Origin of the sequence: Vibrio sp. SCSIO 43136 (assembly GCF_023716565.1) — a bacterium.
Classification (GTDB): domain Bacteria; phylum Pseudomonadota; class Gammaproteobacteria; order Enterobacterales; family Vibrionaceae; genus Vibrio.
In genome coordinates, this window is record NZ_CP071849.1 from 304643 (window position 1) to 317583 (window position 12941).

General features: G+C 47.2%; 9 protein-coding genes. 3 read left to right on the forward strand and 6 right to left on the reverse strand.

All coding sequences use genetic code 11. The features are described 5' to 3' along the window. Positions 1 to 36: 36 nt before the first annotated feature. From J4N39_RS16100 to J4N39_RS16120, 5 genes are all read right to left on the reverse strand, one after another. Complete coding sequence (locus tag J4N39_RS16100; RefSeq protein ID WP_252025789.1) at positions 37 to 1569, reverse strand: sensor histidine kinase; 1533 nt, start codon at positions 1567 to 1569, stop codon at positions 37 to 39. 177 nt (positions 1570 to 1746) lie between these two features. Continuing rightward, on the reverse strand, positions 1747 to 2931 hold the full coding sequence (locus J4N39_RS16105; protein WP_252025791.1) for a porin: 1185 nt from the start codon (positions 2929 to 2931) through the stop codon (positions 1747 to 1749). 462 nt (positions 2932 to 3393) lie between these two features. After that, positions 3394 to 4350 (reverse strand): (2S)-3-sulfopropanediol dehydratase activating enzyme, encoded by a 957-nt coding sequence (gene hpfH / locus J4N39_RS16110; protein ID WP_252025793.1) that lies wholly within the window; start codon positions 4348 to 4350, stop codon positions 3394 to 3396. Between the two features lie 172 nt (positions 4351 to 4522). Then, positions 4523 to 7054 carry a (2S)-3-sulfopropanediol dehydratase gene (gene hpfG, locus J4N39_RS16115; RefSeq protein WP_252025795.1) on the reverse strand — a complete coding sequence of 844 codons (2532 nt, stop codon included), beginning with the start codon at positions 7052 to 7054 and terminating at the stop codon, positions 4523 to 4525. A gap of 139 nt (positions 7055 to 7193) precedes the next feature. Beyond that, positions 7194 to 8276: a glycerol dehydrogenase gene (locus J4N39_RS16120; protein WP_252025797.1), complete on the reverse strand. Its 1083-nt coding sequence runs from the start codon at positions 8274 to 8276 to the stop codon at positions 7194 to 7196. Positions 8277 to 8630: 354 nt separating this feature from the next. Here J4N39_RS16120 and dhaK point away from each other — a divergent pair, with 354 nt between their 5' ends. From dhaK to ptsP, 3 genes are read left to right on the forward strand one after another with little or no spacing between them, the layout of a single operon-like run. Continuing rightward, positions 8631 to 9689, forward strand: a complete 1059-nt coding sequence (gene dhaK, locus J4N39_RS16125; protein WP_252025799.1) for a dihydroxyacetone kinase subunit DhaK — start codon at positions 8631 to 8633, stop codon at positions 9687 to 9689. 11 nt (positions 9690 to 9700) lie between these two features. After that, the gene (gene dhaL, locus J4N39_RS16130) at positions 9701 to 10336 is read left to right on the forward strand and encodes a dihydroxyacetone kinase subunit DhaL (protein ID WP_252025801.1); all 636 of its coding nucleotides are present in this window, start codon (positions 9701 to 9703) and stop codon (positions 10334 to 10336) included. Between the two features lie 3 nt (positions 10337 to 10339). Continuing rightward, the gene (gene ptsP / locus J4N39_RS16135; protein WP_252025803.1) at positions 10340 to 12718 is read left to right on the forward strand and encodes a phosphoenolpyruvate--protein phosphotransferase; all 2379 of its coding nucleotides are present in this window, start codon (positions 10340 to 10342) and stop codon (positions 12716 to 12718) included. A 33-nt stretch (positions 12719 to 12751) separates the two neighbouring features. On the opposite strand, the gene J4N39_RS16140 is transcribed toward ptsP, so the two are convergent. Then, entirely contained in the window at positions 12752 to 12940 is a 189-nt protein-coding gene (locus J4N39_RS16140; protein WP_252025805.1) for a hypothetical protein, read from the reverse strand. Position 12941 lies beyond the last annotated feature (1 nt).

A 12941-nucleotide genomic window follows, 5' to 3' on the forward strand; every position in this document is an offset into this window, starting at 1 on the left:
TGGCTGCTGGCCAAGTGATAAGCGTTAAGGATAGTCTCACTTACCATCTAACGGAATCGAGAGGCCAATACCAAACCCCCCAGTTAACGGTTGATAGCATTGGATATGGCCTTTTAGCCCTTGGGTAACTAGGTTATAGACCAGATTCAGACCCAAGCCTTTGCCGCCTTTACTTCTTGCCGTGGTTACGAATGGGTCGAAGATGTGGTCTTGAATTTCTGCGGAGACCCCTTTGCCGTTGTCTTCGAAATTCAGTTCTAAGTGGTGTTCATGAACAATGCTGATGATCAGGATCTCATCCGTTGAGTGGTTTGTTAAGCCGTGCTCTAAGGCGTTGAAGACGAGGTCTTCGATAGCTTGGGCCAGTTGAGCAGTGTTAATGGTGACTTTGGCATTGCTTGGCAGGACTTCAACACTGATGGTTGGGGTATGGTTTGGTCCATAATTATCGCAGGCGAGGCTAGCAGTGTCTTTCAGCCATTGCGCTAATTCGATCTGTTCCGACTGTCGAAATTGAGTCTCATGAATCGAAAGCTTTTTAAACTGCGCTACCAAGTCAGCCATTTTGCCTGCATTGCTCGAAATGATCTCGTTGGTTTCACAACTCATCCGCAGGTGTTCGTTGAGATCAGCTGCGGAAAGTTTTCCGTTGGCCAGTTTTTCTTCAATGTTCTGTAGCATGTTCGGTTGCAAGCTCGCTGCCATCTTAATGTTGCCTAGCGGAGTATTCAGCTCGTGTGCCATACCCATGACTAGCTGAGCGATTGAGCCTTGTTTTTCTGCCTCGACTAACTGGCTTTGGGTTGCTTGTAATTCATCTAACGTCTCTTGAAGATGAGTGCGTTTTTCATTGAGCAACGCAGTGCGTTCAAGCACTTTTTGTTCAAGATCGGTGTTGGCTTGCTTTAGCTCTGCTTGTGCTTTTGAAAGCTCTGCGGTACGCCGTTCGATTTTGCTTTCTAAGCTAGCATTGAGCTTAATGATTTCTTCTTCTGCATGTTGGCGTTTGATGAATTCTCCCAAGATAGAGCCGAATAGACGCAGTGTGTGGCTCTGGTAAGTATGAAATGGCTTATGATTCAGGAGATTATCACATGCAATCCAGCCAATTACTTCGTCGTTGTCCCAGATGGCAAGTGCTGCGTTCCAACCTCGACCTACTTCATCGACTTCACCTACCTTCTCACCAAATTCATACAACTCGATGTCGTGCCAGACGCAAACTTTGCCTTTAGTCGACATTTCACGAATGACATCTTTAACATCATCTAGCATGGGAGCGGCATAATCGGTTTCGGAGCGAACATTGCCTTCTTCGTCTGTGCCCCAGGTGCCAACCATCCAATCGCGTTCTTTATCAATCATCAGTATTCCCATTCGATCAATGTCGAGATGAGTTAAGCAGGCATTAACGGCAAGTTGATATAGGTTGTCAAGAGACTCAGCTCTTGAAAGCTCGATGGATATCTCGTGAAGCAAGAACAGCTGATGATAGAAGGATTTTGCGTGTTCACTATCTGCTTCTAACTCAGTGGAAGCGTCATCTGAGTAGGTAATCAGTCTACTCATTTAATCGCCCTCGTTTGTTACTGGGTGGTTCGATTTAATCATTGCCTGTCGCACTTTATTGTAGAGCTCTATTAGAGTTTAGCTGATCATAAAAAACTCACATGCAATACGGTTAACACTCAAGCTTAGGCATAAAAACCAAGACAGCAGCCCATTTGGGCCGCTGTCTTCAGTATATTAGAACCAGTACTCAATACCAATCGATGCTTCATCGAAGCTGTCAGACTTCCAGCGACCGACGTAGTCAGGGCGGGTGGTGTGTGCTTCTCCTAAGTTGTTCATGGCGTAGCGAGCATACACAACGGCATTGGAGTCTACCGAGTACATTAGCTGCATAGAAGTTACGTCATCTTCGGTATCTGCGATGCGCTTGCCATTGACTTCAAGGCCTTTGTTTTCTGCATGAGCAACTTTTGCTTGCCACTTATTATCTTCGCCGAAGTTGTACATCAGGCCGATAGAGTAGCTTTTCTCTCGTTCGTCATCGCCGAGGGTGTTTTGTGCATCAGCCACACGGTAGTAGGCGAAGTAGCCAATACCATTATCAAAGCCACCTTGAGTACCAATGAGGTATGTCTGGTTGTCCCAATAAAACGCTGGGTCTTTGCTGCCAGTGTCTGGGTTGTTGCCGCTCTTATCTTGAGTGTTGTAGTTCATCTCATAGGCAAGGTCGAATTGAACCCAGCCATTGTCACCTACGGTAAATTTCTGGTGGGCAGCGCCGCCGTGCCAGTAGTTTTTGTTAGCTCGTTGTGAGTCTGTCGCACCCGCACGGTCTGCACCGGCACCCACTGCGAGATCAAGCGAGAAGCCTTCCCAAAGCTCGTTAGTGTCCCAGCGAATGGTATCGGATTGGCGATCGTTGAAGTTGTTGCCGCCGATAGCACCACCCCAATCCCAGACATTACCCATACCTGGGTTGGTCGCAGGCCAATCGATAAGCTCATAAATTGGTGTCAGAACTCGTCCAACACGGATAAGGCCATAAGCGTCGTTCTGGAAGCCGATGTAGGTATCCCGACGACCAAGGTAGCCGTTACCACCGTCTTCTCCACCAAATGACTCATCAACATAGCCAGATTCTACTTGCCAGATGAAAGTGGTGTTTTCCCAACTATCGAAGTGGGCAGTGCCTCGCCAACCCAGACGGGTTTCATTGTTTGCTTGCACGCCAGAGTTTGGGTTGCCTTCAGCGCCTGTTGGTACTTCATAGTCACGATTCGCCAATTGCAGGGCGACTAAACCGTAAAAGCCTTGTTCATCTTTTTTAGGGTTGAGGTTGGTATCTGCAAATGCAGCGCCCGCAAGTGTAATGCTTGAGATAGCAGAAGCAATTAACGTACGAGTAAAAAACTTGTTCATATAAACTCCAATGTATAGCTGTTAAATACAAGCTGACGGGAATCAAATGGGCCGCTGATTGACCGTCAGATTGTGTCGTTTAGTTGATGACGGGGTCAGCTTAGCGAGAAATTTGGTCTCGAATAAGCAACAGGAGTCTGAACATGATTTCGTTCAAAGTTTAGAAGTACTGATAAAATTAAATGTATTTAATTTCAGTTGTTTAACTTGAATATATGAAAGGATGACAGCCGGTGTCAGAAAACCTAAATGCGACGAGGTTCAAGTCTTAATATCGGTGTGAGAGCTAGAGCACCATGGTTTTTGGCGGATTGAGAAACGGGCAATAAGGGTTTAGTTTTTTTATGACGAAAAATATGATCTTCATCGCGTATCGACGACGTCAAAATCGTCACTTTACTTGAACTTTTGCTAATTGATGAGATTCAATGGTCGCTGAAGCATCTACATCGCCCCTCAATTTTAGGGACTTTCAACTTCTTTGGTCCCCACAGTGCAACGAATACCTTGCTGTCTGAAGTAGTTAGCGATCTCTTCCACACGCTGTTGAAAACGCTGGCGATCAAACGTCAGTGATTTCATTTTGTAATCCAGCCCTAGTGATTGGTATTTCTCTTCGCCTAGGCGCATGAAGCTGAGTAGTTGAACAGTGTCGACCTTGCCCTGTAATTGAGAATTGATGAAGTCTGCCGTCGCTTTTATGTTTGCTTGTGTATCGTTAATACCGGGAATGACAGGAATTCTTAAGATGAGTAGTTGGTCTGTTTTGGTGAGTTTTATTAAGTTGGCAAGGATTTTGGTGTTCTCAACACCAGTGTGTTTTTTGTGTTGCTGGCTATCCATTAATTTAAGATCTGAGATCACTAAATCGGTGTATGGCAACAGTTTCTCAATTCGGCCCCAATGACCAAAGAAACTCGACTCTAAACAGGTATGGATACCTTCCGCTTTACATGCTTTAAATAGATCGAGCACAAACTCACTTTGCATCAATGGTTCGCCACCAGATACGGTGACGCCGCCACCGGAGCGCTGGTAGTACCCTATATCTTGTCTGATCACCTTCATGCACTCTTCAACAGACATAGTGTTGCCCCACTGCTTGATCGCTTCTGATGGGCATTCTTCTACGCAGCTAAGGCAATTTGAGCACTTTTCTCTATCGACATGGGTGAGTTTAGCGTCGTTGAAAATCAGCATCTCTGGCTGGTGACAAGGGATAGCACAGTCACCACATTTGTCCTGGGTAATACACTTATTGCTATAAACACCAACTTCAATGTGTCGTTGGAAGCTCTCTGGATTACCGCACCAATCGCAGCGCAGTGGGCAGCCTTTCAGGAACAGCTCGGTACGAATGCCGGGGCCGTCGTGCAGGGTGAAGCGTTGGATGTTTAGGATGGTGGCTGTTGTTGGCAAAGCTGGCCTCGGAGTTTATTGGGCAATGAATGCTCCTCCCTATTCTATGTAGAAGTGGAAAGGGCTGACATGACTCTAAACTTATTGATAGTGAGAAGTTTTGTGCAGAACCCCCTCCAACTCCCCCTTGGAAAAGGGGGAGCGGGTTTGGTTTGTTTTGTGGTTTCGTGAACTAGAACCTTAGCTCAGTGCGCTGAATCAAATCATCTTGCAGCGGTTTGCCTAGCTCGACAAAGTAGGCGCTGTACCCCGCCACGCGCACCAGCATATCTTTGTATAACTCTGGGTTTTTCTGCGCTGCGCGCATTTTCTCAGAGCTCATAATATTGAACTGCACATGCATGCCTTGCTTGGCGATGTACTCATCGACAAAACTGACCAAAATGTCTCGTCCTGCGACTCCCGATACAGCATCTTCAGGAAAGCGCAGATTGAGCAAGGTGCCGTTGGTAGCCAAACTGTGGTCTACTTTCGTTACAGAGTTGACGATAGCGGTTGGTCCTGAAATATCGTGAGAACCTCCTTGCGTGTGTACTGGCCCCATATTGTCCGAGATCGGTTCATGGTTCTTACGGCCATCTAGGGATGCATTGGTATAAAGCCCCATACCGACGTTAGCATTTACCGTGTAAACACCTGGGCTAAACTCTCCCCCACGTGGGTTTTTACGCCCTTTGATATGGCGGCAGTAACACTCAAACATGAAGGTGAAAAGAGCGTCTGCTTCGTCATTGTCGTTGCCGTAGTGTGGGATCTTGGCACTGTTCACTAATGCATAAAGCTTTTCATGACCTTCCCAGTTATCTTTGACGGCCTCAAGTAATTCACTGCCCGTGAATTTCTTATCGTCGAACATCAACTTCTTGATGGTCATGAGCGAGTCTGCACAAGTGGCAATGCCCGCTGCTTGTGGGGCAGTACCGTTATACTTCACACCACCATAAGTCATGTCTTTGCCTGATTCGATACAACCCTCGAAGAAAGCAGAGATGTAAGGCGTTGGCTTGACTTGACGATAGATTTTGTCAGTCACGTTGAGGCAGCTACACAGCTGATCACACCAGTAGGCAAACTGCTTATCGACACTTTCAAGCACTTGCTCAAAACTTTGGTAAGTTTCTAGGCTGCCCGTATCAGGGCCAAGTTGTTTACCTGCATCGGGCCCTGAAAGAATGCGACCACCGTTAATAACCATCTCCATCATTTTGGCGGTATTGACGTAACCGGCATCTAGCCAACCGTGTTCTTTGCCTGGGATAGTTGGTTCAACACAGCCAACTACGGCGTAATTGCGAGCTTCTTCTATGGTAACCCCTTTTGCTTGCATCGCCTTGATTGCAGGGCCGTCATTAAACAGTTTCGGGTGACCATAGCCTGCTCGGATACACTCGATGGTTTTGATCTTAAGCTCGTAAGGGGTGCTTTCATGCATGCGTACGCAGACCCAAGGGTTCATCATACGGGTATGAACGGAAGCTTCGAGCATCAACATAGTAAGATCATTGGTCGCATCGTTCCCTTTCTCATCAACACCACCAATGGTGAGGCTTTCACCACCAAAACCGCGACCATTGCGCACTTTCACCGTGCCTTTGTCTTTGAGTTTGGTCGGGTTATTCATCTTAACGTAAAGCACTTCTAGCAACTCTAAGATGAACTTCTTACTGATACCGTTCGCTTCGATATCTTGTTGATAAAATGGAAGCAGCCACTGATCCATTCGGCCGTAAGATATAGAGTGACCATTGCCTTCGATTTGAGTCAGGGTAACCGCAAAATTAAACAGTTGAATTGCTTGCCAAAAAGTTTGAGGCGCACCACCTGCGATTTGGAAACAGTTTGCCGACATAGTCTGCAATTCTTGCTGGCGAATTTCGTCAGCTTCTGAGCTTGCCATTTGAGCCGCTAATTCAGCGTGGCGACGGATATACTGCTTAGCTGCGTTTAATACGATGATGGTTGCTTTGTAATAGTCGCGTTTTTCGAAGTAATCAGGGTCTTGTTTAGACAGTTTTGAAAACGCAGTTTCCGTAAGCTCCAACACGCCGTTGTAACCCAGCATCATCAGCTTGTTAAAGTCCATGGCAAAGTGACCAATGCCCGCAAAGTGGTAGTTGTTGGTCTGGAAGACCTTCTCTCCCATATGAGAGCCTTTCTTTTGGTCTTCATCAAGATGCGTAGTGATGATTTCGTTGGCACTCTTGCCTTTCCAGTATTCGCACAGCTGCAAAATTTCAGCACGGTCTTCGTCGTTGCGAATATAGAATTGGTCGTTGGCACGCTCTTCGAACGGAGAGTGGAGGATCTCATCGATAATCCAATCGACAGAAAACTCAGGGTAGATAGGTGATGCTTTCGCTGGAGCGGCGATCTCCCCTAAGATCAAGTCTTGCGGATATATATTGAGCGTCGTGTTGAGCAGTACATTTTCAAATGCGTAGGCACATTGCAAAATACGTGGGGTGGCTTCGTGGGCTTGGTAGGCTTGGGTCACCAAACGCAGACGTTCTACATCGATGTCATATGGGCGCTCAAGAAATGTCTGACGCAACTGGTTAACTCGAGGGTAAGGTGACCAATCAGCGTGATCGACTTCGTAACCGAGTCCATACACTTTATCGAATGCTTCCGTGCCTATTGCATCGGTGTGAGAGTTAGCTTGTAGGGTAAACAAACTCTCTTTATTCATTTGGAAATTTTCCATGCTTGATCTCTTTTCTAAATACTAAATCTTTGATGCGCATTACCTGCAAAATGAGAGAGAAAAGGGTTGGAATGGCATGTTTTAGTATTAAAAAGGGTCTAGCGGAGGAGCTGGCTAGACCCATGGCACGAATAGTGGGTTATGCGCCTAAGTTGTGCGCCGTTAGAATCGCTGCGTAAACGCTTTGTGCAGTCACTTCAAATGGCATGTTATGGATAGTTTCACCTTCGGCAGTTGCGCCTTCAGCCACTTCCATTAGCTTGTCTAGGTTAAGCTCTTTCACGCCCATTTCGAACAGGTTAGTCGGCAGGCCAACCTCACGGCAGAAATTGATCACCGTGCGGATCTCTTCCATCGGAGCATTTTCAAGCACCAATTGAACAAGCGTACCGAATGCGACTTTTTCACCGTGGTATAGGTGGTGACACTCTTCCAGTTTGGTTAGACCATTATGGATAGCGTGCGCTGCTGCCAGACCACTACTTTCAAAACCAATGCCGCTTAGGTAAGTGTTGGCTTCGATGATGTTTTCTACCGCAGTAGTACATACGCCTTGCTCAACTGCGGTTTTCGCTTTTAGGCCATCAGCCAATAGAGTTTCATAACATAGTTTCGCTAGTGCTTGAGCTGAACGAGTTGGTGCACCACCTGCCATCGTCGCCTTGCCAGATGTCATGTTGGCACGAGCTTCAAAGTAAGTAGATAGTGCATCACCCATACCTGCAACCAGTAGGCGAACAGGTGCTTTTGCAATAACGCCTGTGTCCATCACCACCATATCTGGGTTGGTTGGGAACAATAGATACTCGCTGAACTCACCTTCTGGGGTGTAAATCACGGCTAGAGCACTGGTTGGTGCATCAGTAGATGCAATGGTAGGAACGACAACTACAGGGATTTTGGTGTAGTAAGCCACAGATTTTGCGGTGTCTAGAGTTTTACCACCACCTACACCAATAATGACGTCATATTTTTGCGTAGCGCAGATGTCCGTTAGGCGGTCGATCTCTTCACGCGAACATTCACCGTTAAAGATGTCTGTTGCAAGAGGCATCTCTTCAGCAGCAAAACTGGTCGCAAGCGTGTCGCCAACTAAGCCAGTTACAAACTCATCTGCAATGGCAAATGCATTGCCGCCAAGGGCTTTTACATAACCTGCGATGTTGCCGATAACGCCTTCACCTTGTACGTATTTGCTTGGGCTAATAATGATTTTATCCATGATGTTCTCAGACCTTTTGTTTCGTTATTTTTAATGTGTAGTAGTTGTTGGATTCATCCTAAAACTCTCACCCTAGAAAGCTAATAAATGGCTCGATTTGAAGGTCGAAACTATGAAGGAAACACCAATTATTAAGCGAGAAGTTTGCCTGCCAAAACGGATTTGTCGCCCTGATCACTTTTTGGCGATTTTCGAAAATCTGACGTTTCAAAATGGGACACTTGAGGGTTCAAAAGCGTTTCAAAATGGAACGTAAGATTTTTTTTTGTCTCGATGATTTGGCTCTCTAAGATGAATTTAAACCCGAGAAAACGAATCCAATAACTGAATCAAAATTATTAAGAGATCCCTACAATGAAAAAAATCATCAACCAAATCGACGACATCGTGAAAGAGCAAATGGAAGGCCTAGTGGCTTCTCGCAGCGAGCTAAAAGCAAACTATGAACCTCGCTTTATCTGGCATGATGCATCACAAGGCAAAGTGGCGTTGGTTTCTGGTGGCGGCAGTGGTCACGAGCCTTTGCACGCAGGCTTTGTGGGCAAAGGTATGCTTACTGGCGCCTGTCCAGGTGAGGTTTTTACCTCTCCAACGCCGGATCAAATGTACGAGTGCGGCCAAAAAGTAAACAGCGGAGAAGGCGTACTCTTCTTCATCAAGAACTACACCGGTGATGTTCTTAACTTCGAAACAGCGGTGGAATTACTACACGCAGATGGCGTAGCCGTTGGTTCAGTACTTATTGATGATGACGTTGCAGTAAAAGACAGCCTATACACTGCAGGTCGCCGTGGCGTAGCGGGTACGGTTCTGGCTGAGAAAATCGTTGGTGCAGCGGCTGAAAAAGGTTACAGCCTAGAAAAATGTGAAGAGCTAGCACGTCGTATCAATAACAACTGCCGCTCATTCGGTATCGCACTAGAAGCGTGTACCGTACCAGCAGCTGGCAAGCCATCATTCACTCTGGCAGACAACGAGATAGAGTTTGGTGTGGGTATCCACGGTGAACCAGGTATCGAACGTATCACTTACGAAGATGCTGATAGCCTAGTAGACAAGATGTTCGTTGAGCTTTCTGAAAACGCAGCCTACAGCCGTGTACTACGTATCTGGGATCGTGAAGAAGGCGATTGGCGTGAAGAAGAATCAACGGTTAAAAACTTCGAAGCAGATAAAGAGTACATCGTATTAGTCAACGGCCTAGGTGCGACTCCTGAAGGCGAGCTATACGGAGCATACCGTCGCCTAGCAGAGAACTGCGAAAAAGCAGGCTACAAGATCGCACGTAACATGGTAGGCAACTACTGTACTTCACTTGATATGCAAGGCTTCTCAATCACGCTGCTACAAGCGGATGAAGAGATGCTAGAGCTATTTGACGCACCAGTAAACACAGCAGCAATGACTTGGTAAGGAACACGAAAATGCAAATTGAAAAGAAACACATCATTAACTGGCTTGAGCTGTGCGCACAAACGTATCAAGAGCAGCAAGACTTCTTGACTGATCTTGACCGCGATATCGGCGATGCCGATCACGGTCTAAACATGAACCGCGGCTTTAAGAAAGTCGCTGAGAATCTGCCAAAAGTGGCTGAACAGAACATATCTACCATCCTGAAAAACACAGGTATGACACTGCTTTCAAGTGTGGGTGGTGCTAGTGGTCCGTTATACGGCACCTTGTTTATCCGCAGCGCAGCGGCAGTGGGCAGCCGTGAGCAGTTAAGTTATGAAGAGCTTATCGATGTGCTAAAAGGCGGTGTTGATGGTGTTATCTCTCGCGGTAAAGCAGAGCAGGGTGACAAAACCATGTGTGACGTTTGGCTACCAGTACTAGAAAGTGCCAAAGAAGCCATAGGCAAAGGTGCTCAAGGTGAAGATTTGCTAAACACTATGGTTGAAACGGCTGAGAAAAGTGCAGTTGCGACCATTGAAATGCAAGCGAAGAAAGGCCGTGCAAGTTACCTAGGTGAGCGCAGTATTGGCCACCAAGATCCTGGTGCAACCTCCTCTCTAATGATGGTGAAGGCACTACGCCAATCGGTAGTAGGAGCGTAAGCAATGGCGGGTATTGTAGTTGTATCGCACAGCCGACAACTCGCGTTAGGGGTGGCAGAGCTTGCCACCCAAATGACGCAAGGCAAAGTGCGTTTAGCCGTTGCAGCGGGCATAGATGATCCTGATAACCCTATTGGCACGGACGCCATGGCGGTTATGATGGCCATTGAGGAAGTGTGTGACGATCAAGGTGTGTTGATCTTGATGGATCTGGGTAGTGCGCTACTGAGCACCGAGATGGCATTAGAGCTTATCGATGATGAGCTGCGTGAGAAAGTCACCCTGATCTCCGCACCACTGGTAGAAGGTACACTGGCGGCTTCCGTCGCAGCAAGTGCTAACTTACCTATGGCTACTATCGTGGAAGAAGCGAACCGAGCTTTGGAAGCAAAACGTGAACACCTAGGTGATGGTGAGCCACAAGCGCCAGCAGCATCAGTAAGTGCTGATGAGCCAAGCGCTACGGCAGTCACCTATACATGGACAGTGCAGAACCCTCACGGTATTCACGCACGCCCGGCGGCGACTATTGTATCCGCATTAGCAAGCCTTCAAGCTAATATATGGCTGAAAAAAGGCGAACAATCGGCCAGTGCAACCAGCCTAAATAGCATTGCTAAACTCGGCGCTGTAAAAGGCGATGAGATTACATTTGCCGTTGAAGGCGAAGAGTCTGAGCTAGCGATTAAAGCAATCCAATCACTTTGTGATCAGCACTTTGGTGAGGCGGAGCTGGTCGCCAATGGTGCTGACCAAGAGTCAGAAACTGAACAGCCATCAGCTCAGCAAGAGATCGCAGGTGCTATTGTCGGTATTGCTGTTAGCCAAGGGGTAGTGAAAGCACCTGCGGTTAAGTTTGAAAGCCGTATGCCAGAGGTGCCACGGCGTGATTACCAAGGCTTTGAAGCTGAGAGTGGTCGTCTAAGTGCAGCGATGGATGAAGTCAAAGCTGCTCTAAGCCAGCAGGCGAAAGCACCAAGTGGTGAAGTATTCCAAGCGCATCTGCTGATGCTAACCGATCCAGAGCTATGGCATGGCCTATTAGCCGAAGTGGAAAACCAACAGATCGCCGAGCAAGCATGGCTAAATACCATGGGCAAACTTGCCGAAGATTACCGCAATGCCCAAAGCCAATACATGCAAGAGCGTGAAGCCGATGTTTGGGATATTGCTAAGCAGGTAATGCAGGTGTTGGTTGGTGAGAAATCATCTGGTGTTGAATTCAATGAACCTTCCATTGTGCTAGCAAGAGATCTAATGCCATCGGATGTGGCTGGTCTTGATAAATCTAAGGTACTTGCTATCTGTCTAAGCGAAGGTGGTAAAACGTCCCATAGTGCCATCATTGCCCGAGCAATGGGTATCCCAGCGATTGTAAAAGCTAAAGGTTGCCTTGATCAAATTACCGACCAGCAAGTGATCACCGTTGATGGCGAGCAGGGCGTAATCTGGATAGAGCCAAGCGAAGAGAAAGCGCTAGAGCTAGCACAAAAACGTGAGCAGTGGATTGCAGAAACCCAAGCCTGCCAACAAGCTGCGATGGAAAGCGCAGTCACTCAAAGCGGTGTTGAGGTGCAAGTCCTAGCTAATATCGGTGGCCCTAATGATGTGGCTTCGGCACTTGAAAATGGCTGTGATGGTGTTGGCCTGTTTAGAACGGAATTCCTATTCCAAGACAGCGCTGAACTACCAAGCGAGCAAGACCAATACGAAGTTTACCTAGATATTGCCACACGCCTAGAAGGCAAACCTTTAACTATCCGAAGCCTAGATGTTGGCGGTGATAAACCACTAGCAGCTTACCCAATGCCAGAGGAAGAGAACCCATTCCTAGGTTTACGTGGTGTGCGTCTATGTCTTGCGCATCAGAAGCTGTTTATCGACCAAATCCGAGCCGTATTGCGAGCGCACGCTGAATGTAACAACATCCAGCTAATGATCCCGATGATCGCAACGGTTGAGGAAGTACGTCAGGTGAAAGCGCTGGTGGCAGAGCAAGCCGAGCAGTTAGGTCTTGATGCATCAGCAATGAAGCTAGGCATCATGATTGAAGTGCCAGCTGCGGTGCTAAACGCCGATGCCCTCGCACTGCATGTCGACTTCTTCTCTATCGGCACCAACGACCTGACTCAATATGTGATGGCTGCTGACCGTGGTAATACAGAAGTAGCACACCTAGTGGATTACTTTGATGAAGCGGTACTAAAAGCCATCGAACTCACCTGTGAAGCAGGCCAGAAAGCAGGTATCCCAGTGAGTATGTGTGGTGAGATGGCGGGTGATACTAAAGCGACTTCGCAACTGCTTGATTTTGGGCTGACTAAGTTCAGTGCAAGTGGAAGCTTGTTGCCTAAGTTGAAGGCTACGATTCGGGAGTTGTAAGTTTTAATTTTTAATGAATATAGGTCAGTCGGGCTAGTTGTCGGCTGGCCTTTTTTGATCCAGTTCATCGAGTTCTCGTAAGAACTCTTCGCCATCTACAAGGTTACCGCTTCTAATATCTTCTTCTGCTTGTTCAAAGCGAGCTTTTACGAGTCTCATCTTGGCTTCTTCTGAGAGTCCACTTTCCTTATCAGTGTTCGATTCGGGGTTTGATGAGGGCATA